Source organism: Parasphingomonas frigoris, from assembly GCF_036663815.1.
Classification (GTDB): domain Bacteria; phylum Pseudomonadota; class Alphaproteobacteria; order Sphingomonadales; family Sphingomonadaceae; genus Sphingomonas.
In genome coordinates this window covers 336965-357220 of the sequence record NZ_JAXOJQ010000001.1, presented here as the reverse complement: position 1 = coordinate 357220, position 20256 = coordinate 336965, and the positions used below count along the sequence as shown (strand labels likewise).

Genomic DNA, 20256 nt, shown 5'->3' with positions numbered 1-20256 from the left:
ATGCCTCCTCGCCGGGACAAGCCCGGTATCGGAGACACCTACCATGCGCATTCTTCAGAGCCTTGCTGGCGGCCTCTTTGCCGTTGCAGGCGTCGCGCTGGTGGTCGAGGTTCTCATCCTCTGACCCATCGGCCCACCCGCCCCTTCGTTACGACGGGGCGGCCAGGGCTGTGGGGGTTCTAGCGTACAGCGTTGCCCAGTTGCGTATTCCGGCGTCATCCCAAGCCGTGAGGACGTTATGGAAGCCTGCATCGCCGCGCCGTCCCGAGTGCCGATCTTGGAATCTCCTTCCGGAGCGCCATCCGTCATGGCGATGCTCCGCTACGCGATCTCCGACCCCGCGCGGGTAATCCCGGCCAGCATCTTTGACGACTGGTCCTACGCACTGCCCGGCCCGCGCTTACCGATCGTGATCGCCGAGCCCGATGCCGTCCGCCACGTCTTGCTCGATACTGGCGAGACGTTCGGTCGCAACCGCCCATTGCAGACGTTGATGCGGCGGGCCTGGGGCACGGGCCTTGCCGCGGCCGAAGGCGAATCCTGGGCCGCACAGCGCCGTGCCGCCGCGCCGGCCTTTCGCCCGAAGGCTATCGACGCCGATACCCCCATCATGGCGACCGCCGTGCGCCGCGCCGCCGAGCGATGGCCGTGCGGGGATAGCGTCGACCTGCAGCCAACGATCGGCAAGGTCGTCGTCAAAATCGTGCTCGAGACGTTGCTGTCGGGCGCGCAGCGTTTCGATACCGACGCGATCGCCGCCGACATCCCGGAGGTGATGCGCGACGTCGCAAAGTTCGGCCTCCTCGAAGTCGCCCCCATCCCCGCCGTCTGGCTGGATCGGCTGCGCCGGACCGGACGGAGCAAGGCCGAAGCGCGGCTTCGGCACATCGCCCGCGACATCGCGGCGGATGGTACGGCGGAGGACCATCAGCTGGCTGCCTTGCTCAGGAATAGCGGCCCGCTCGCCGACAATATCTTTGGCTTCATGATCGCAGGATTCGAAACGAGCGCGCTCGGCGCGGCGTGGGCGCTCTACCTGCTGGCGCTCCATCCCGAATGGCAAGCGGCGGTGCGCGCGGAAGCGAGGGCCGCGCAGGATCAGACGACCCGCCCGATCGCTCGCGCCGTGGTGCAGGAGGCGCTGCGGCTCTATCCGCCGGGCCCGCTGCTCGTCCGCGCCGCGACGCGTGACACCGAGTTGCTCGGGCACCGGATCTACCGGGGACAGGCGGTGATCATCGCGGTCTTCGCGATCCACCGCCACCGTCAGCTATGGGGCCGTCCCGATACGTTCGATCCCAACCGCTTCCAAGCCGGGCAAACCACCCCGCGCGGCGCCTATCTGCCGTTCGGCGCGGGCCCACGGCTGTGCATCGCTGCCGGGTTCGCTACCGCCGAGATCACGACGATCGTCTCGGGGCTGGTCCGCTACCTGGCGTTTACCGCCTCGGGCGCCGCACCAATCGTCAGCATGAAAGTCTCGACGCATTCGACGACCGGGCTGCACGTCACCGCGCAGCCCGTCGCTTAACCCCAGGCGCTCTTCATCTTGGCGAAGAATCCACTCGTCTGCGGGCATTCCTTGCCGGTTTCGGTCGCGCGGAACTCCTCGAGCAGTTCGCGCTGGCGGGCGGTCAGGCTCGTCGGCGTCTCGACCTCGATGCGGATGACCAGGTCACCGCGCCCGCGGCCCTGCAGCACGGGCATGCCCGCGCCGCGCTGGCGCAGCTCGCGCCCGCTCTGCGTGCCCGCCGGGATCTTGATCGCATGGTCGACGCCGTCCGGCCCGGCGATATGGATTTCGCCACCGAGCGCCGCGGTGGTGAAGCTGATCGGCGTGCGCGCGAACAACGTCGTGCCCTCGCGGTCGAACAGCGGATGCCGCGCGACATGGAGGAAAATGTAGAGATCGCCCGCAGGCGCCCCGCGCAGGCCGGCCTCGCCTTCGCCGGTCAGGCGCACGCGCGTGCCCTCGTCGACGCCGGGCGGGATGTTGACGGTGCGCGTCTTGGTCTTCTCGACGCGCCCCTCGCCGTGACAATTGCCGCACGGATCGGCGATCGTCTGGCCGGCGCCGTGGCAGGTCGGGCAAGTCCGCTCGACCACGAAGAAACCCTGCTGCGCGCGGACCTTGCCGTGGCCTTTGCACATCTGGCAGGTCTTGGCGGCCGTGCCCTTGGTCGCGCCCGAACCGTCGCACACCTCGCACACGCCCGACACATCGATCGTGATGTCGCTGGCCTTGCCGTGGAACGCCTCTTCGAGCGTGATCTCCATGTCGTAGCGCAAGTCCGCGCCGCGCTGGGGTCCGCGCGATCCACCGCGCTGGCCACCCATGAATTCGCCGAAGATGTTCTCGAAAATGTCGGAGAAGCCGCTGAAATCCTGCGCGCCGCCACCGCCGCCGCCGCCCTGCTGCTTGAACGCGGCGTGGCCGTAGCGATCATAGGCCGCGCGCTTCTGCGGGTCCTTGAGGCAGTCATACGCCTCGCTGATCGCCTTGAAACGCTCTTCGGAGTCGCCGCAGCCCGGATTCTTGTCGGGGTGATAGCGCATCGCGAGACGGCGATAGGAGGATTTGAGCGTGCCGTCGTCGGCAGTCCGCTCGCACTCCAGAAGCTCGTAGAAATCGATGTCGGTGCTCATCTTGCGCCTCTAGGCCTCGTCCACATGCGGGAGAGGTTTGGGAGAGGGGAATGATGAGGAGGCCGCGTTGCGCCTTGCAGCGCGACACGGCCCCTCTCCCCGACCCTCTCCCCGCCAGCGGGGAGAGGGAGACTTTAGCTTACGCCTTGTGGTCGTCGACCTCGGAGAATTCCGCGTCGACCACGTCTTCCTTGGGCGCTTCGGCTTCGGCGGCCGGCGAGGCGTCGGCCTGGGCCTGCTTCTCGTAGATCGCCTGGCCCAGCTTCATCGCGACCTGCGCGAGCGCCTCCGACTTGGTCTTCATCGCCTCCGGATCGCCACCTTCGACAGCCGTCTTTGTCTCGGCGATCGCCGCTTCGATCTCGCCCTTGAGCGATGCATCGACCTTATCGGCATTGTCGGCGAGCTGACGCTCGGTCGTGTGGATCAGCGATTCGGCGTTGTTCTTCGCCTCGGCCGCTGCACGACGCGCCTTGTCGTCCTCGGCGAACTGCTCGGCATCGCGCACCATCTGCTCGATGTCGCGATCCGACAGGCCACCCGAGGCCTGGATGCGGATTTGCTGCTCCTTGCCGGTGCCCTTGTCCTTGGCCGACACGTTGACGAGACCGTTGGCGTCGATGTCGAAGGTGACTTCGATCTGCGGCACGCCGCGCGGCGCCGACGGGATGCCGACCAGATCGAACTGGCCGAGCATCTTATTGTCCGCCGCCATTTCGCGCTCGCCCTGGAACACGCGGATGGTGACGGCCTGCTGGTTGTCGTCCGCGGTCGAATAGGTCTGCGACTTCTTGGTCGGGATCGTCGTGTTGCGATCGATCATCCGGGTGAACACGCCACCCAGCGTCTCGATGCCGAGCGACAGCGGGGTCACGTCGAGCAGCAGCACGTCCTTGACGTCGCCCTGCAGCACGCCGGCCTGGATCGCCGCACCCATCGCCACGACCTCATCGGGGTTGACGCCCGAATGCGGCTCCTTGCCGAAGAAGTCCTTCACGACCTGACGGACCTTGGGCATGCGCGTCATGCCGCCGACCAAGACGACTTCGCTGATGTCGCTCGCCTGGACGCCGGCGTCCTTCATCGCCTTCTTGCACGGCTCGAGCGTGCGCTGGATGAGATCCTCGACCAGACGCTCGAGATCGGCGCGCGAGATCGCCTTGACGAGATGCTTCGGACCGGTCGCATCGGCCGTGATGAACGGCAGGTTGACCTCGGTCGTGGCAGCCGACGACAGCTCGATCTTCGCCTTCTCGGCCGCTTCCTTCAGACGCTGGAGCGCCAGCTTGTCCTTGGTGAGGTCGATGCCCTCGGCCTTCTTGAAGTCTTCCGACAGGAAGTTGAGCAGCTTGTTGTCGAAATCCTCACCGCCGAGGAAGGTGTCGCCGTTGGTCGCCTTCACTTCGAACACGCCGTCGCCGATCTCGAGGATCGAGATGTCGAAGGTGCCACCGCCGAGGTCATAGACCGCGATCGTCTTGTTGGTGTCCTTGTCGAGACCATAAGCGAGCGCTGCCGCCGTCGGCTCGTTGATGATGCGGAGCACTTCGAGACCGGCGATCTGCCCGGCGTCCTTGGTCGCCTGGCGCTGCGCGTCGTTGAAGTAGGCCGGAACGGTGATGACCGCCTGCGTGACCGTCTCGCCGAGATAGGCTTCGGCGGTTTCCTTCATCTTCTGCAGCGTGAACGCCGAGATCTGCGAAGGCGAATATTCCTTGCCGCCGGCGCCGACCCATGCGTCGCCATTGTTGCCGCGCACGATGTTGTACGGGACCAGCTCGGTGTCCTTCTTGGTGATCGGGTCGTCGAAACGACGGCCGATCAGGCGCTTCACCGCGAAGATCGTGTTCTCAGGGTTGGTCACGGCCTGGCGCTTGGCCGGCTGGCCGACGAGCCGCTCGCCATCCTTGGCGAACGCGACGATCGACGGCGTGGTGCGCGCGCCTTCTGCATTCTCGATCACCTTCGGCTTGCCACCCTCCATCACGGAGACGCAGCTGTTGGTCGTGCCGAGATCGATTCCGATTACTTTTGCCATTGGTCCTCTGGGGCCCCCGTCTGTCAAAAAATTGCCATTCAGCCGCGCCCTTAGGATAAGCGACGCGACACTTCACTCCGGCGATATAGGGGGGCTTTCGCTTGTCGCAAGATTGCCGCGCACGTACAGGCGTACAAGTTGTTCCCAAACCGGGAGAAGGTTGCGTGCGCATTTCGTTGGTTCTGGCAGCCGCCCTGGCTTTGGCCGGCTGCAGCAGCGGTCCGCCGCAGCTCTCCGTCGAGAAGGGCTATATCCGTCTCGCCGCCGTGCCGCGCCACCCGGCGGTCGCCTATTTCACGATCCATGGCGGCACCGCCGATACGACGCTGATCGCGGTGAGCAGCGAGGTCTCGATCAAGAACGAACTGCATGAATCGATGAAGGAGGGCGCCATGACGGCGATGAAGCCGATCGAGGACGTGCCGATTCCCGCCGGCTCGACCGTCGCCTTCGCGCCCGGCGGCAAGCATCTGATGCTGTTCGACATGAACCCCGGGATCAAGCCCGGCCGCGCGGTGACGCTGACCTTCACCTTCGCGAACAATCAGCGCATCCTGTTCGACGCGCCGACGATAGCGGCGGGCGCACCGGCTCCAAAATGAGCGGTCGCGCCTTGACCGCGGGCGAGATCGAGCTCGCCCGCAGCATCTTCGGCGATGCGATCGACTATCGCCCGGTACGGATCGTCCAGCGAAAATGGGCCTTCTTCCAGCCGCGCGAGACGGTGATGGCGCCGACCGGCTGCATCCACTTTCATCCTAAGGGAACGCTGTACCGCGACGATTTCGCCTGCGGGTCGCTCGACGGGCAAGCCCTGCTGATCCACGAACTGACGCATATCTGGCAGACGCAGCGCGGGCTGTTCCTGCCGCTGCGGCGCCACCCGTTCTGCCGCTACGATTATGCGATCCGGCCGGGGCTCCCGCTCCACCGCTACGGCATCGAGCAGCAGGCCGAGATCGTGCGCCACACCTTCGTGTTGCGGCGTGGCGGCTTCATCCGTGGCGCGCTGCCGCTGGCGACCTATGAGAGCCTGTTGCCCTTCTAGGCGGCCAGCACCTGCCCCAGCTGCGGCGCCAGCCCCAGCGTAAGCACCGCCATCGCGCCCTTGCCCACCCCTTCGCTTTCGAGCCGCAGCGACCCGTGCATCGCCGCCATCGAATTGGCGCACCAGTGCAGCCCGAGCCCGCCCGACTTGTGCCGCCGGGTCGAGAAACCGCGCTGGAACAGCGTCGGCGCATTGGTCGCGGCAAAGCCCTCGCCATCGTCGCGGATCGCGATCACCGCCTGCTCGCCATGCTCCTCGATCGTCACGCTGATCGAGCCGCTCGCCGTCCCGGTCGCCGCGATCGCGTCGGCGGCGTTGGAGAAGAGGTTGCCGATCACCTGGCTGAGGATGATCCGGCTCGCCAGCACATGGCAGGGATGCGCCGGGAAGCTGAACGCGATCGAGACGCTGCCCGAATAGCGCGCGATCGTCGCATTCTTGGCGATGATCTCGGTTATGTCGCACGCCTCGACCTCGGGCCGCTCGTGCGCCGCGCTCTGCTGTGCGCCGATGATCTCGAGCACATGGCTCATCGCCTCGCGTCCGATCGCAAGTTCGGTGCGGCGATCGGCGCGGTCCTTGCTCTCGGCATCGATCGCAGCGGCGATGAAGGCGAGCAGCTTGGCGCGGCGTGGTGCCGGCAGGTCGTCCCTGCCGAGCTCTGCGACGGCACGGTCGAGCACGGTGCGATCGATCGGTGGCGGCTGCGCGATCCCCTTGCTCAGGATCGTGCTGATCGGGTTGAGCGCGTTGCGCACATTGTGCATCACCGCGACCGCGCTCTCGCTCTTGCCGAGCGCGAAGCTCTGCACCTCGAGCTGTTCGCGCAAATCCTTGAGCTGCTGGAGCATCGCGTTGAAGCTGTTGCGCAACGAGCCGATCTCGTCCTTGCGCGGTTCGCCGGCGAGCAACCCCAGCGAGCCCGAGCTGCGCACCACCTGCATGTGGCGCTCGACGCTGGCGAGCGGGCGCAGCACCAGCATCGCGATCATCCGCCGCAGCATGATCAGCACGAGCAGCAGCAACACCGTCGACCCCGCCACCGCGAGCAGCAGCATGCGCTGGCCGAGCAGCGACAGGTCGCGCGGCACCGAGAAGGTCGCGCTGGCGACGGCATGGCCATCGGCGCCGCGGATCGGCACCGCGATCCGCATCGTCTCGCGCTGCGACACGATCGCGTCGGTGTCGGGCCGGTTGACGAGATCGATCGTCGCGGGAAGCTGCAGCACGTCGGTCAGCGCGCGCGAAGTGAATTGCCGCGCCATCAGGACATAGCCGCGCGGATCGCCCGTGCCGTCGCTGCGCCGCACCACCGCGACGCCGACCGCGACCAGGTCAGCCCCAAGCCGCAGATAATAATGGCCCGAGCTCGCGCGACCGAGCACGCGCCGGAAATCGGTACGCGCCAGCGCCGTCACGAAGCGCGCGCGCGTCTCGGCGCCCGACGGGCCGGCACGCCAGCGCGCGATCACGATGTGTCCATCATTGGCGACATAGGCCATGCCGTCGACGTTGAGATTGGCCATCGCGAGCGGCGAAAAGCTCTCGCGCTCGAACTCGGGCGTCGGCTTGGCCATATAGTCGTAGCTCGACGTCCAGTCGCCATAATCGCGCACCGCGCCCTCGACCTTGCTCGCGAAATCGCCGAGCGCGGCGCGCGTCCGCTCGACATGCGCGGCGACCGATTTCTGCTCGAGCTGGTTGAAGCTCGGGACGATCAGCGCGGCGAGCAAGGCGGTCAGCGCGACCGATCCAATCAGGCCGATGCCCATCAGGATCAGGACGAGCTTGGCGCCCAGCGAACTGGGATTGCGCAACGCGCTGATCCGGCCCGACGCAGCGCTGGATCCGGCGGCGCGGAAGCCGGCAAGCATCAGCCGTGTGTCCCGTTACCCGGTTCGAGCACCCCGTCGGCAACTTCGGGATCGGCGGGATTGATCATGTAGCGCGCCTGCGCAATGTCGCGCGCCACCGCCTGAGTCACCGGGCGCGAGAAGAAATAGCCCTGCATGTGGCTGCACCCGGCGACGCGCAGCGCCTGGAGTTGGGCCAAGGTCTCGACGCCTTCGGCTATCACGCCGAGCCCTAGCGCATGGCCGAGATGGATGATCGAATGGACGATCGCCGCGCTCTCGCGCTCACGGCCCATCCCGTCGATGAAGCTGCGGTCGATCTTGAGGCAATCGAGCGCGAACTTGCGAATGTTGTAGAGGCTCGAATAGCCCGTCCCGAAATCATCGAGCGCGATGCGGAAGCCCATCTGGCGCAATTTGTAGAGCGTGTCGGCAGCACGGTCGGCATCGTCGAAGATCGCGGTCTCGGTGATTTCGATCTGGACGCGGCGCGGGTCGATCCCGGCGCGCTGCACCGTCTCGACCAGCCGTGCCACGAAATTGTGGCGGCGGAACTGGCGTGGCGAGAAATTGACCGAGACATATTGGCCGGGCCATTCGCCGAGCACCTTGAGCGATTCGCCGAGCACCCAGTCGCCGAGCTCGTGGATCAGGTTGGTCTCCTCGGCGATCGGGATGAACACCGCCGGGCTGATCGGGCCGTGCGCGTCGGTGTTCCAGCGCAGCAGCGCCTCGAACCCGACCACCTCGAGCTCGCCGCGCGCGACGATCGGCTGGTAGACCAGGCTCAGCTCGCCCTTGGCGATCGCCTGCGAGAGCCCCCCCTCGATCGCGCGGCGCAGCCGGATATTCTCGTCCATCCCCTCGTCGAACACCCGCACGACGCCACGCCCGTCACGCTTGGCATCGTTGAGCGCGAGATCGGCGCGGCGCATCAGATCGGTCGGGTCGCGCGTCTCGCCGTGCTCAGTGACGATCAGGCCGAACGAGGCGCCGCCTTGGACCGAATTGCCGAGCACCTTGAAGGTACCGGTGCAGGCACGCAGAATCCGCGCACATTCCATCGCCGCCGCCTCGGCACCGGGCGTGTCGAACAGCAGCCCGAACTCGTCGCCGCCGAGCCGCGCGACCAGCCCGCCGTCGGGAACCGCGTCTTGCAGAATGCCGCAGATCGTGCGGATCAGTTCGTCGCCGGCGAGATGGCCGAGCGTATCGTTGACCAGCTTGAAGCGATCGAGATCGACCATCGCCACCGCGAACTGGCCGGGCCGCTGCGCCCGATCGGTCAGCGCACGGCGGAAGGCGAGCCGGTTCGGCGCCTCGGTCAGCGAATCGTGGTTCGCCATGTGTATCGCGCGGCTTTCGTTCGCAGCGAGCTCATGGCCCTGTTCCTGCAGCTGAACGACTTGCGCGGCGAGCGTCTCGCGCGCCTCGGCGAGATCACGGTCGCCCTGCCAGCGGTGCGCCAGCGCGGTCGCCATCTGCGTCACCTCGGCGACCTCGAACGGCTTGGCGATGTAGAAGATCTTGTCGGCCGGCCCGGCCGCCTTGGAAATCTCGACCGGCGAGAAATCGGAATAGCCGGTGACGATGACGAGGTTGATGTCGGGGTCGAGCTTGCGGATCCGCGTCGCGGTTTCCTTGCCGTCGATCCCGGGTGGCATGCGCACGTCGATGAACGCGACCGCATAGGGGTCCCCATCGCGGATCGACGCCTCGATCGCCGCCACGCCGTCGAGCCCCTGCATCGCATGCGTCAGCGCGAAATGCATCGTGGCGTCGGGCGCTGGTTCAATGGCTTCGGCGGTGCCGAACAGCTCTGCGGCCATCGCATCGAGCGCACCGGCTGCGGCAGCCGCCGGCGCAAAGCTGCGCCGATAGCTGTCGTGCATGGCCGGTTCGTCGTCGACGATCATAATTCGCATGTCCACACCCGCCCGTTGCATTCGGGCGCTCAGGCCCGTTGCGAACTGGTATGCCAAGGTGGTTAATCCGTCGTAAACGACGGTCTCGAAGCTCAGTCGTGCGGCAGTGCCAGGATACCCAACTGGACTGCACCGAGCGGCCCCGCCATCGCGCCCAGTCCGGCGGGCATCACGAAGCTGTCGATCGGCAGCAGCCCCGGAGCGGCCACATAGCCACCGAGGCTCGCCACCAGCCGGCTGCGGATTTCGGGCAGCAAGTGCGGCACGCCGACGATCACGCCGCCGCCCATCACGATCCGCCGCGGGATTCCCGTCAGGACGAGCGTATGGCAAAGCTGGGCCAGCGTGTGCGCGACGGTATCCCACGCCGGGTCGGTCGCCGCCAAATCTTGCCCTGCCGTGCCGGTACGCGCGTGGATCGCCGGGCCCGATACGAGCCCTTCGACGCAATCGCCGTGGAACGGGCAGCTTCCCGCCCAGCTGTCACCCGCCATCCGCATCGTCCGGATATGGCCAAGCTCGCTGTGGGTAAGCCCCGACACAGGCGCCCCGCCGAGCACCAGCCCGACGCCGACCCCGGTGCCGACGGTGATGTAGGCGTGATCGTCGACGTCATGCGCGGCGCCCCACCGCCCCTCGCCGAGCGCGGCACCGTTGACGTCGCTGTCGAAGCCGAGCGGGACGCCCGCGATCTTCGCCAGCCGCATCCCGACATCGGTATCGGACCAGCCCGGCTTGGGCGTCGCGGTGATAAAGCCATAATCGGCAGCGCTGCGGTCGAGCGACACCGGGCCGAAGCTGGCGACGCCGAGCGCGTCATAGCCCGACCACCGGCGCAGCACGTCCTCGACCGCGCCGAGCGTCTCCTCGGGCGTGGTCGTCGGGATCTGGACGCGCTCGCGGACATCGTTGGGGCCGCTTGCCAGAACGCAGATGACCTTGGTCCCGCCGAGCTCGACGCCGGCGATCAGCGGTGGGCTCACTCGACCGTCACCGACTTCGCGAGGTTGCGCGGCTGGTCGACGTCGGTGCCCTTGATCACCGCGACATGGTACGCCAGCAGCTGCACCGGCACCGCATAGACGAGCGGCGCGATCAGCGGGTGGACCTTGGGCATCGTGATCGTCGCCATGCAGCCGTCGCCCGCCGCCTGGATGCCGTCATAATCCGAGATCAAAACGACCTTGCCGCCGCGCGCCTGGACTTCCTGCATGTTGCTGACGGTCTTGTCGAACAGCGGTCCTGAGGGTGCGATGACGATGACGGGGACGTTCTCGTCGATCAGCGCGATCGGCCCGTGCTTCATCTCGCCTGCGGCATAGCCTTCGGCATGGATGTAGCTGATTTCCTTGAGCTTCAGCGCCCCCTCGAGCGCCAGCGGATAGTCGGTGCCGCGGCCGAGATAGAGCACGTCGCGCGCACCCGCGATGTGGTGCGCCATCGCCTCGATCGCCTCGTCATAGGCGAGCGCGCCGTTGAGCGCGGCGGGGGCTTCGGCGAGATGCTTGACGATCATCTTCTCCTCGGCCGGGCTGAGCTTGCCCTTGGCGCGCGCGAGGTTGGCGGCGAGGGCGGCCAGCACCGCGAGCTGGCAGGTGAACGCCTTGGTCGAGGCGACGCCGATCTCGGGGCCGGCATGCGTCGGCAGCAGCAGATCGGCCTCGCGCGCCATCGAGCTGGTCGGCACGTTGACGACGACCGCGATGATCTGCCCCTCGGCGCGGGCATGGCGCAGCGCGGCGAGCGTATCGGCGGTCTCGCCAGACTGGCTGATGAAGAGCGCGAGCCCGCCCTCCTCCATCACCGGCGCGCGGTAACGGAATTCGGACGCGACATCGAGGTCGACCGGCACGCGCGCGAACTGCTCGAACCAGTATTTGGCGACCATGCCGGCATAGAAGCTCGTCCCGCAGGCGACGATCGTAACGCGCTTGATCGTCGACAGGTCGAACTCGGGGATCGGCAGCGTGACGCGCTCTTCCATCCGCTGGAGGTACGAGCGCAGCGTCTGCGCGACGACGATCGGCTGCTCGTAGATCTCCTTGAGCATGTAATGCTTGTGGTTGCCCTTCGACACGAGGTCGCCGGTGACGCCCGAGATCGTGATCGCGCGTTCGACCGGCGTGTTGGCACGGTCATAGACTTGCGCGCCCTCGCGGGTGAGGACGACCCAGTCGCCTTCGTCGAGATAGGCGATGCGCTGTGTCAGCGGCGCGAGCGCGAGCGCGTCGGAGCCGAGATACATCTCGCCCTCGCCGTAACCGACGACAAGCGGCGAACCGAGCCGCGCGCCGATCAGCAGGTCGGGATGCTGGCGGAACAGGATGGCGAGCGCGAACGCGCCGTGGAGGCGCGGAAGCACGTCACGCACCGCGTCCTCGGGGGCAAGCCCGGCCTCGACCTTCTCGCTGATAAGATGCGCGACGACTTCGGTATCGGTCTCGCTGGTGAAGGTTCGCCCGCGCGCGATGAGTTCGTCGCGCAGCGGCTTGAAATTCTCGATGATGCCATTGTGGACGACCGCGACCTCGCCGGTCGCATGCGGGTGGGCGTTGTTGGTGGTCGGCCCGCCATGCGTCGCCCAGCGCGTGTGCGCGATGCCGGTCTTGCCCGGCAGCGGATGCGCGGCGAGTTCGTTGGCGAGATTTATCAGCTTGCCCGACGCGCGCCTCCGCTCGATCGCGCCGTCGAAATCGGTGGCGATGCCAGCCGAATCATAGCCGCGATATTCGAGCCGCTTCAGGCCGTCGAGCAGACGGTCCGCAACGTCTTGGGTGCTCAGGATGCCAACGATACCACACATGGAATGTCGTCCGAATTAGAGGGTGTAGGGTACACGGACCCCCGGCATGTTCGCCGGAAAATCCTTGGTGTTGCGGGTCACTAGCACGCGACCGTGAACTTGCGCTGACGCGAGGATGATGGCGTCAAGGGACTTCAGCGTCGGACGATCCCGGCGCAAGGCCGCGGCCCGGTCCGCGATATGCATATCGAGCTCATCGACCGCGAAACCGGACAGGAACAAGCGCGCGCGCGACAAGGACTCGGCCGATCCTTTCGACAGGACTTCCAGCCAGGCCATCCGGCTCATCCACGCCCGTGAACCGGACTCCGTCGCGCGGCGTATCTCCGCGCTCGCTGGCGGGTATCCGGCAAGCGCGTCGATAATGATGTTCGCATCGAACGCGTAGCCGCTCACCGCGGCGGGTACTTGGGTTCGGGGTATCGCCCGGCGACCATATCGAGATAGATCTGCCGCTGGCGGTCATCCTCGGCATCGAACAGGTCGGGCGACTCTGCCCTCACCGCCTCATAATCGTCATCCCAAGGGCGGGTCCATTCGGCCCGTCGCTGCCGCTCATATTCCTTGGGATCGACGACGATGCCCTGCTTGGCCCAGAGACCGAATCCCGCCTCCAGCCAATCCGCCGCCGGCGGCTCAACCTTATACGCCGATACCGCATCGCGCAGGATCGACGCGCGCGATTTGCCTTGCTCAGCGGCGCGCGCGTCGAGCCATTTGATGTCTTCATCCGGCAAATCAGCAAGAATGCGGGTCATGAGGTTACGATATCATATCGTGATATCACTTGCCAGCTTTCTTCGCCGTCATCGCGTCGCGAAAGCGCTTGGCCCATCCGGGCTTGGCGACTTGCGGCGGCCGCACCAGCGCCAGCGCATCGGCTGCGACATCGGCGGTGATTACCGATCCCGCGGCGACAATCGCGCCAGCCCCGATCGTCACCGGAGCGACCAGCGCGGAGTTGGAGCCGATGAACGCGCCTTCGCCGATGATCGTCCTGTATTTGAAGAAGCCGTCGTAATTGCAGGTGATCGTCCCCGCGCCGATATTCGCGCCCGCGCCGACCTCGGCATCGCCGAGATAGGTCAGGTGGCTCGCCTTCGCGCCCGCGCCGAGCACGGCCTTCTTCATCTCGACGAAATTGCCGATCTTCGACTTCTCGCCCATCACCGCGCCCGGGCGCAGGCGTGCGAACGGGCCGACTTCTGCCTTGGCGCCGATTTTCGCGCCTTCGATATGGCTGAAGGCGTGGAGGACCACGCCGTCGGCGACGGTCACGCCGGGGCCGAACACGACGTTTGGCTCGATCAGCACGTCGCGGCCGATCTGCGTGTCGTGCGCGAACCAGACGGTCTCGGGCGCGATCAGCGTCGCGCCATCGGCCATCGCCCGCGCGCGGCGCTGCGCCTGCCAGTCCGCCTCGACCACGGCGAGCTCGGCGCGGCTGTTGACGCCGGCGACCTCGCGCGCGTCGGTCTCGATCACTGCCGAGCGGCGGCCGTCGGCGGCGGCGAGCATGACGATGTCGGGCAGATAATATTCACCCGCCGCATTGTCGTTGCCGACGCGCGCCAGCAGCGCGAACAGATCGGCACTGCGCACCGCCATCAGCCCCGAATTGCACAGGTCGACCGCGCGTTCGGCCTCGGTCGCATCCTTGAACTCGACCATCTTCTCGATCACGCCGTCATGCGCGATGATCCGGCCGTAGGCGCCCGCATCCGCCGGGCGGAAGCCGAGCACCACCGTCGCAGGCGCATCGCCCGCATTCAGCCGGTCGAGCATCGCGCGCAGCGTCTCGGTCGAAACCAGCGGCACATCGCCATACAGGATCAGCACGTCGCCATCGAACCCGGCAAGCGCCGCCTCGGCCTGCGCCACCGCATGGCCGGTGCCGAGCTGTTCGGCCTGCAGCGCGGTGGCGATGCCGAGCGGCGCGACCGCCGCCTCGACCTGCTCGCGCCCCGCGCCGGTGACGACGACGGTGTGCGCCGGCGAGAGCTGCGCGATGCTGTCGACCAGGTGGAGCAGCATCGGCCGCCCCGCGATCGGGTGGAGCACCTTGTGCAGGTCGCTTTTCATGCGGGTGCCCTTGCCGGCGGCAAGGACGATTGCGGCTACGGGACGGTTCATGGACCCATGCCCTGCCACGAGCGTCTTTCCTTTTCCAGAGCAACGCTGACAGACAGGCCGACATGACCAACATTTCATTCGATCTCGTAGGCTTCGACCTCGACGGCACGCTGGTCGACAGCAGCGGCGATCTCACCGCGGCGGTCAACGACGCCCTGGCGGCGGCCGGACGCCCACAGCTCGAAGTCGCGCAGGTCCGCACCATGATCGGCGGCGGCGCAAAGCATATGCTGGCGCAGGGCCTCGAGGCGACCGGCGGCTGTAGCCCCGAAGACTTCCGACCGATCTACAAGCACATGCTGGCCTATTATGCGGCGCACATCTCGGTCCACACCCGTCCCTTCCCCGGCGTGATCGAAGCGCTCGACCGGCTCGACGCGCTCGGCATCAGGAGCGCGGTGGTAACCAACAAGTTCGAGAGCCTCGCGCTGACGCTGCTCGCCGATCTCGGGCTGACCGAGCGCTTCGCCTGCATCATCGGTGGCGACACGATGGGGCCCGGCCTGTCCAAGCCCAACCGCGCACCGATCGACGAGATGATCCGGCGCTGCGGCGGCGGAACCGCCGCCTTCGTCGGCGATTCGATCTATGACATCATGGCAGCGAAGAATGCCGAGATCCCCGGCATCGCGGTCAGCTTCGGCTTCCTGCTCGAACCGGTCGAGCAGATGGGCGCCGATGCGGTGATCGATTCGTTCGACGAACTTGTCCCGACGCTCGAGCGCCTCTCAGCCTGACGCGGGCCCTGCCCCGCCCTTGCGCCACTTGGTCCACAGATGCCGCGCGAGCATCGCCGGCGGCATCCGCAGCCAGTGCGAGCGGATGTAGAAGGCCATCCGCGCGACCGGACGCGTTGCCCGGCCCCAGCCATCGCGCGCGGTGATGCGGCGCAGATACAGCGCGTCCGAGCGGCGCGGGTTCAGATCGACCGTGATCGGCACCGTGTAACCGACCGCAGGCGTATCGTAGAGCCGGTGGCACAGGCGCAGCGCGCGCTCGACCGCGTCGGACAAGCCATGGTGCGCGGCGCGCTCGTAGACGCAAAGATAGAAATCGGACTGTTGCGCAGCGAATTCGCGGCAAAGTTGATCGATGTCCCACAGGTTGCGCATCCCGCCGGCCAAGTCGCCATCGGCGAACAGGTGCGCGGCGGCGTGGACGATCATGTCTTCGGGCGACAACGTCCACAGCCCCGGCGCGACCTCTACTGCGTCGGCGAGCAACGCCGCCGCGTCGGGCGTGACGCGCGCGGTCAGCGGCAGGATCGTGTGGTGGACGTCGATCATCCGGTCGCGGTCGCGGTGGATCAGCGGCGGGAGCTCGTGCATCCACTCGCGATAATAATCGTCGTCATACGGGTCGGGCTTGACCCACTCCCACCCGGCCCCGAGCAACGCCGTTTCCACGCCGTCGAGCGCGGACTGCGGTACGAGAATGTCGAGATCGCCGATCGACCGCCCCTCGCCTGCGCGCAAACCCGCCGCAACGAAGGCGGTGCCCTTGAGCAGCACCAGCCGCTCCCCGAGCGGCGCGAGCGCACGGCGCGCCGCCTCGGCCTCCCACAAAGCGGCGATCCGCCCCTGCTCGGCCGACGCGCACGCATCGGCGAGGATCCGCGCCACGCCCGCCGGCACCGCGACGCCGCCCAGCCGCCACGCCAGCGTTCCGATCATCTGCTCGGCCCGCGCGATCGCCAGCAGGGCGGTCCACGCCGCCGCATCGAAGCCGCGCACGCTGTCGGGCACGCGCAGAACCCGCGCGAGCAAATGCCCGTCGGGCGCGCGGTCGCCTAGCGCGCCGCCCATGCCGCCTCCACCTGCGCGACCGCGCTCGCCGTATCGGGATAGTCGATCGCGCGCGCGGGCACGGTGGTGACCAGCCGTGTCAGCGCATCGAATCCGCGCTCGCCAAGCGCGACATAGTTGGTCGAGGCCTGCGTCAGCCGCACGAACACCTCGCTCGGCGCCATCGCGCGCGCGGCCGCCTCGAACCCGAAGCTCGGGAACAGGATCAGCGCAGGACGCGCCGGCACGTCCATCGCCGCGACCGTAGCCGCGTCGGGAACGAGATGGCGGATCGTGCCCTTGGGCGTGCCCTCGAGCAGCGGCCCGAAGCGTTCCGCGCCGACCTCCGCAGCGACCGTCGCGATGCTCGCATTCTTGAGGCTGACGAGCCGCGGAAAGGCGTGGATCAGCCCGGTCGCGGGGTCGAGCAAAGCAAACTCGTCGCCCATCAGTCGCCAGCCGCGCTCCCCAAGCAACGCCGCCAGCGTCGATTTGCCGGCCCCCGAAACGCCCGTCATCACCAGCGCCTGCCCGTCGCGCTCGACTACTGCGGCGTGGAGCAGCAGATAGCGCCGCTGCCCAAGCGCCATCTGCAGGTTCATCCCCATCTCGGCGGCGAGCAGCCCCTGCGCGAGCGGCAGCGGCGCCGCCTCGGGCAGCACGTAGTCGCCCCCGATCATCACCGCCGGCCGCACGATCCGCCGCCACGGCCGCGCCGCGAACAGCCGCACGGTGAAATCGGGAACGCCATCGGCGGGCTTGGGATAGGCGGCGTAGAGCTGCTCGAGCTGCGCGATCGGCGCGCGCCAGTCCGAGCCGATGCGAAACCCGACCGGCCCGATCCGCACGCTGTAGCCATGCTTCATGTCGCGCAGACCAGCCCGGTCGCGACGAGTTCCTCGAGCCGCTCGGCCAGCGCTGCCTCGTCGGCATCGCCCAGCGCATAGTCGGTCGCGAGCCGATCGAGCAGCATCGCGCGCGTCATCCCCGCCTCGCCCAGCATCGCGAGGATCTCGGGCGCAGGCGCGGTGAGCAGATGGGTGATGCCAGAGCTGCGATGATAGACGGCGGTGAACGCGTCGAGCGCGACGATCTTCAGGCTTTCCGGGCGCGCCATGCGATAGCGGAGCGCGCCATCCGTGGCGGCCACGGCCTCAGCCGCGCGGCATCTGCAACGACGCGAAGCAGGTGAAGCCGCTCGTTCCCGTCTGCAGCCGCCGGATGTAATTGGTGTAGGCGCGGCTCTGCTGGTAGGTGGTGCCCGGCAATTGCCCCCCGGCGAGTGCGGTCTTGACTTCCTCGCCCTTGAACGGCCGCCCCGGCGGCGCGAACGCCCCGCGCGTGCCCGACGCGACGACGCTGCCATCGGCGGCGATGAAGCTGCCCGCGCGACCCGGATCGGGCACGGGAATCTCGCAGGTCGAGATCGACGCGGTGGTCGCGGCGAGCGCCGGGCGGATCGACACCACCGCGGCGGCGCCGACGGCACCGAGCATCAATGCCCGGCGGCGCGTCGCATTAGGCATTTCGGGCGTATCGTCGCTCATCGTCACCGCTCTTTCACATTCGCAAATCGCTGGCAAGCAACGCTATCAGGGTTAAGGATCTTTAGGCTATGGCGGCGCCATGCTCCAGGGTTTCGGTTCTCGCACGATCACTGCCATCGGCCTCGTCGTCGTGGCGGCCATCGCGGTCTTTTTCCTCCAGTCGGACCTCCAGCCCGCGCTCATCACGCTGGTCGGCGGGATCGCCGCGGCGCTGGTCGCGACGGGCACCGGCGACGGGCCGATCGAGACGCCGCGCCACGTCGAGACCCTCGCCGCCTCGGCGCTACCCGATCTGCAGGACGTGATCGAAGCGATCGTCGAACCCGTGCTGATCGTCGCCGACGGGCGCGTCACCCACGCCAATGCCGTCGCGCTGGGCCTGCTCGGCAAGCATATCGTCGGCGAGGACGTGCGCGTGGCGATCCGCCACCCTGGCGCCGCCGAGCGGCTCGCCAGCCCGCTCCCCCTCACGCCATCGGAGCCGACCACGCTGGTCGGCGTCGGCACGCTCGACCAGCATTGGGAGATGCACGTGCGCGGCGCCTCGGGCGGGCAGCGCATCGTCCAGCTGATCGATCGCACCGGCAATTATGCCGCCGAGCGGATGCGCGTCGATTTCGTCGCCAACGCCAGCCACGAGCTGCGCACCCCGCTCGCCTCGATCCTCGGCTACATCGAGACGCTCGGCGACGACAAGGCCGGCGAGGATCCGCAGGTGCGCGGGCGCTTCCTCAAGATCATGTTCGACGAGGCCCGCCGGATGCAGCGGCTCGTCGAGGACCTCATCTCGCTCAGCCGGATCGAGGCCGAGAAATATCGCCTCCCCGCGACCGCGGTCGATCTCGGCGCGCTGATCGGCGAGGTCCGTTCCGAACTGCTCGATGCGCAGCATGCGCGCAGCGCCGACATCGTCGCCGACGTCGATCTCGGCGTGCCGTCGGTGACCGGCGATCGTGCCCAGCTCAGTCAGGTGCTCCACAACCTCGTCGGCAATGCGATGAAATACGGCCGCGCCGGCACGCCCGTCGCGATCCGGCTGTGGCGCGATCCGGCCGGGATGGTGCGGATCAGCGTGACCGACGAAGGCGACGGCATCGCGCCCGAACATCTCCCGCGGCTGACCGAGCGCTTCTACCGCGTCGACCCCGGCCGTAGCCGCGCCGCCGGCGGCACCGGCCTCGGGCTCGCGATCGTCAAGCACATCGTCGAGCGCCATCGCGGCCGGCTCGATGTCGCCAGCGTCGTCGGCACGGGGACGACCGTGACCGTGATGCTGCCGGTGCACGCCCCGGGAGGCGCTGTCATCAAACGGTAACGTGAGTGTCACACAGGCGGTTCGGTCGGGGTGGTAGCGGAACTGGGGGCCGCCCAGTGCCCGACGGGAGAATCGAGTGATCCGGATCGATACGATACGCGTCCTTGCGGCAAGCGGCGCGGCCATGCTCGCGCTCTCGGCATGCCATGACCAGGCCAATGGCGGCGGCGCCGGCGCGCGCGATCATATCACCGTGGTCGGCTCCTCGACCGTCTTCCCGTTCACCACGCTCATCGCCGAACAGCTCATCAACAAGACGCCGGGGATGAAGTCGCCCGCGATCGAATCGACCGGCACGGGCGCCGGCATGAAATTGTTCTGCGCCGGCGTCGGCGCGGCGCATCCCGACATCGAGGACGCCTCGCGCCGGATGAAGGCGAGCGAATATGTCTCCTGCAAGCAGCATGGCGTCGACGCCATCCTCGAGGTGCAGGTCGGCCTCGACGGCATCGCCTTCGCCGAATCGAAGAACGGGCCCAAGCTCCAGCTGACCGCGGTCGATCTCTACAAGGCGCTCGCCGCCGCGCCGCTGGGCCGGCCCAACACCGCCAAGACCTGGCAGGACGTCAATCCGGCACTCCCGGCGATCCCGATCCAGGTCTACGGGCCACCCTCGACCAGCGGCACGCGCGACGCGCTCGCCGAGCTGATCCTCGCCAAGGGGTGCGATGCGATCACGCCGGCGCTCGCCGACATGAAGGAAAAGGATGCCGCCGGCTATGCCAAGGCGTGCACCGCGATCCGCGAGGACGGCGCCTATGTCGACGCCGGCGAGAATGACAATCTGATCGTCCAGAAGCTCCAGTCCAACCCCAATGCGATCGGCATCTTCGGCTATTCCTATCTCGAGGAGAATAAGGACAAGCTCAACGGCGTGCCGATCAACGGGGTCGAGCCGACCTACGAGACGATCGCGCGCGGCGCCTATCCGGGCTCGCGGCCGCTCTACCTCTACGTCAAGAAGGCGCATCTTGGCGCGATCAAGGGCCTGCGCGAGTTCCTATCGCTCTACGCCGCGTCGTGGGACGCCAAGGGGCCGCTCGTCGCCAAGGGGCTGATCGCCGCGCCCGACGACGTCCGCACGCGCAGCGCCAGGATCGTCAAGGACGAAATCTCGCTGGATCCGTCCAAGCTGCTCTGACCAAAGCCTTTTTCCTACCTCGA

19 protein-coding genes are annotated in these 20256 nt (G+C 67.5%); 6 read left to right on the top strand and 13 right to left on the bottom strand.

Going from position 1 to position 20256, the window contains the following annotated elements; genetic code table 11:
- Positions 1-307: 307 nt before the first annotated feature.
- Positions 308-1531, top strand: coding sequence for a cytochrome P450 (locus U1872_RS01650; protein ID WP_332791133.1), 1224 nt, complete (start codon positions 308-310; stop codon positions 1529-1531).
- Here the strand turns inward: U1872_RS01650 and dnaJ are convergent.
- Complete coding sequence (dnaJ, locus tag U1872_RS01645) at positions 1528-2646, bottom strand: molecular chaperone DnaJ (protein ID WP_332791132.1); 1119 nt, start codon at positions 2644-2646, stop codon at positions 1528-1530. The genes U1872_RS01650 and dnaJ overlap by 4 nt on opposite strands.
- 139 nt (positions 2647-2785) lie before the next feature.
- Positions 2786-4684, bottom strand: coding sequence for a molecular chaperone DnaK (gene dnaK / locus U1872_RS01640; protein ID WP_332791131.1), 1899 nt, complete (start codon positions 4682-4684; stop codon positions 2786-2788).
- A gap of 164 nt (positions 4685-4848) precedes the next feature.
- Between dnaK and U1872_RS01635 the strand changes: the two genes are divergently transcribed.
- Both U1872_RS01635 and U1872_RS01630 read left to right on the top strand, forming a co-directional pair.
- A complete protein-coding gene (locus U1872_RS01635; protein ID WP_332791130.1) occupies positions 4849-5286 on the top strand; it encodes a copper chaperone PCu(A)C in 438 nt (145 codons plus the stop codon).
- Positions 5283-5732: a vgr related protein gene (locus U1872_RS01630; protein ID WP_332791129.1), complete on the top strand. Its 450-nt coding sequence runs from the start codon at positions 5283-5285 to the stop codon at positions 5730-5732. Before U1872_RS01635 ends, U1872_RS01630 begins: the two co-directional genes overlap by 4 nt.
- Here U1872_RS01630 and U1872_RS01625 read toward each other — a convergent pair.
- From U1872_RS01625 to glmU, 7 genes are all read right to left on the bottom strand, one after another.
- Positions 5729-7606 carry a CHASE4 domain-containing protein gene (locus U1872_RS01625; protein WP_332791128.1) on the bottom strand — a complete coding sequence of 626 codons (1878 nt, stop codon included), beginning with the start codon at positions 7604-7606 and terminating at the stop codon, positions 5729-5731. The genes U1872_RS01630 and U1872_RS01625 overlap by 4 nt on opposite strands.
- Positions 7606-9510, bottom strand: coding sequence for an EAL domain-containing protein (locus U1872_RS01620; RefSeq protein WP_332791127.1), 1905 nt, complete (start codon positions 9508-9510; stop codon positions 7606-7608). Before U1872_RS01620 ends, U1872_RS01625 begins: the two co-directional genes overlap by 1 nt.
- Positions 9511-9602: 92 nt before the next feature.
- The gene (locus U1872_RS01615; RefSeq protein WP_332791126.1) at positions 9603-10493 is read right to left on the bottom strand and encodes an ROK family protein; all 891 of its coding nucleotides are present in this window, start codon (positions 10491-10493) and stop codon (positions 9603-9605) included.
- A complete protein-coding gene (gene glmS / locus U1872_RS01610; RefSeq protein ID WP_332791125.1) occupies positions 10490-12313 on the bottom strand; it encodes a glutamine--fructose-6-phosphate transaminase (isomerizing) in 1824 nt (607 codons plus the stop codon). Before glmS ends, U1872_RS01615 begins: the two co-directional genes overlap by 4 nt.
- 15 nt (positions 12314-12328) lie before the next feature.
- Positions 12329-12709, bottom strand: coding sequence for a type II toxin-antitoxin system VapC family toxin (locus tag U1872_RS01605; RefSeq protein WP_332791124.1), 381 nt, complete (start codon positions 12707-12709; stop codon positions 12329-12331).
- Positions 12706-13071, bottom strand: coding sequence for a ribbon-helix-helix protein, CopG family (locus U1872_RS01600; protein WP_332791123.1), 366 nt, complete (start codon positions 13069-13071; stop codon positions 12706-12708). The genes U1872_RS01605 and U1872_RS01600 overlap by 4 nt, the downstream gene beginning before the upstream one ends.
- 25 nt (positions 13072-13096) lie before the next feature.
- The gene (glmU, locus tag U1872_RS01595; protein WP_332791122.1) at positions 13097-14446 is read right to left on the bottom strand and encodes a bifunctional UDP-N-acetylglucosamine diphosphorylase/glucosamine-1-phosphate N-acetyltransferase GlmU; all 1350 of its coding nucleotides are present in this window, start codon (positions 14444-14446) and stop codon (positions 13097-13099) included.
- Between the two features lie 62 nt (positions 14447-14508).
- Between glmU and U1872_RS01590 the strand changes: the two genes are divergently transcribed.
- Positions 14509-15183 carry an HAD-IA family hydrolase gene (locus U1872_RS01590; protein WP_332791121.1) on the top strand — a complete coding sequence of 225 codons (675 nt, stop codon included), beginning with the start codon at positions 14509-14511 and terminating at the stop codon, positions 15181-15183.
- Here U1872_RS01590 and U1872_RS01585 read toward each other — a convergent pair.
- The 4 genes from U1872_RS01585 to U1872_RS01570 are packed head-to-tail and all read right to left on the bottom strand — an operon-like array spanning position 15175 to position 17777.
- Positions 15175-16251: a nucleotidyltransferase domain-containing protein gene (locus U1872_RS01585; RefSeq protein WP_332791120.1), complete on the bottom strand. Its 1077-nt coding sequence runs from the start codon at positions 16249-16251 to the stop codon at positions 15175-15177. The two genes, U1872_RS01590 and U1872_RS01585, sit on opposite strands and share 9 nt — an antisense overlap.
- Positions 16236-17096 carry an HprK-related kinase A gene (locus U1872_RS01580; protein ID WP_332791119.1) on the bottom strand — a complete coding sequence of 287 codons (861 nt, stop codon included), beginning with the start codon at positions 17094-17096 and terminating at the stop codon, positions 16236-16238. The genes U1872_RS01585 and U1872_RS01580 overlap by 16 nt, the downstream gene beginning before the upstream one ends.
- Positions 17093-17380: an HPr-rel-A system PqqD family peptide chaperone gene (locus tag U1872_RS01575; protein ID WP_332791118.1), complete on the bottom strand. Its 288-nt coding sequence runs from the start codon at positions 17378-17380 to the stop codon at positions 17093-17095. Before U1872_RS01575 ends, U1872_RS01580 begins: the two co-directional genes overlap by 4 nt.
- Positions 17381-17384: 4 nt before the next feature.
- Positions 17385-17777, bottom strand: coding sequence for a hypothetical protein (locus U1872_RS01570; RefSeq protein WP_332791117.1), 393 nt, complete (start codon positions 17775-17777; stop codon positions 17385-17387).
- 79 nt (positions 17778-17856) lie between these two features.
- Here U1872_RS01570 and U1872_RS01565 point away from each other — a divergent pair, with 79 nt between their 5' ends.
- The gene (locus U1872_RS01565) at positions 17857-19092 is read left to right on the top strand and encodes an ATP-binding protein (protein ID WP_332791116.1); all 1236 of its coding nucleotides are present in this window, start codon (positions 17857-17859) and stop codon (positions 19090-19092) included.
- 124 nt (positions 19093-19216) lie between these two features.
- Positions 19217-20233, top strand: coding sequence for a substrate-binding domain-containing protein (locus U1872_RS01560; RefSeq protein WP_332791803.1), 1017 nt, complete (start codon positions 19217-19219; stop codon positions 20231-20233).
- The last annotated feature ends 23 nt before the right edge of the window (positions 20234-20256 follow it).

Bases quoted from the DNA above. Each gene is read 5' to 3' on its own strand.
- dnaK (WP_332791131.1), bottom strand. From the start codon at position 4,684: ATGGCAAAAGTAATCGGAATCGATCTCGGCACGACCAACAGCTGCGTC.
- U1872_RS01630 (WP_332791129.1), top strand. From the start codon at position 5,283: ATGAGCGGTCGCGCCTTGACCGCGGGCGAGATCGAGCTCGCCCGCAGC.
- U1872_RS01565 (WP_332791116.1), top strand. From the start codon at position 17,857: ATGCTCCAGGGTTTCGGTTCTCGCACGATCACTGCCATCGGCCTCGTC.
- glmU (WP_332791122.1), bottom strand. From the start codon at position 14,446: ATGAACCGTCCCGTAGCCGCAATCGTCCTTGCCGCCGGCAAGGGCACC.
- U1872_RS01600 (WP_332791123.1), bottom strand. From the start codon at position 13,071: ATGACCCGCATTCTTGCTGATTTGCCGGATGAAGACATCAAATGGCTC.
- U1872_RS01585 (WP_332791120.1), bottom strand. From the start codon at position 16,251: ATGGGCGGCGCGCTAGGCGACCGCGCGCCCGACGGGCATTTGCTCGCG.
- U1872_RS01620 (WP_332791127.1), bottom strand. From the start codon at position 9,510: ATGCGAATTATGATCGTCGACGACGAACCGGCCATGCACGACAGCTAT.
- glmS (WP_332791125.1), bottom strand. From the start codon at position 12,313: ATGTGTGGTATCGTTGGCATCCTGAGCACCCAAGACGTTGCGGACCGT.
- U1872_RS01625 (WP_332791128.1), bottom strand. From the start codon at position 7,606: ATGCTTGCCGGCTTCCGCGCCGCCGGATCCAGCGCTGCGTCGGGCCGG.
- U1872_RS01650 (WP_332791133.1), top strand. From the start codon at position 308: ATGGCGATGCTCCGCTACGCGATCTCCGACCCCGCGCGGGTAATCCCG.
- U1872_RS01560 (WP_332791803.1), top strand. From the start codon at position 19,217: ATGCTCGCGCTCTCGGCATGCCATGACCAGGCCAATGGCGGCGGCGCC.
- U1872_RS01570 (WP_332791117.1), bottom strand. From the start codon at position 17,777: ATGAGCGACGATACGCCCGAAATGCCTAATGCGACGCGCCGCCGGGCA.
- dnaJ (WP_332791132.1), bottom strand. From the start codon at position 2,646: ATGAGCACCGACATCGATTTCTACGAGCTTCTGGAGTGCGAGCGGACT.
- U1872_RS01580 (WP_332791119.1), bottom strand. From the start codon at position 17,096: ATGAAGCATGGCTACAGCGTGCGGATCGGGCCGGTCGGGTTTCGCATC.
- U1872_RS01590 (WP_332791121.1), top strand. From the start codon at position 14,509: ATGACCAACATTTCATTCGATCTCGTAGGCTTCGACCTCGACGGCACG.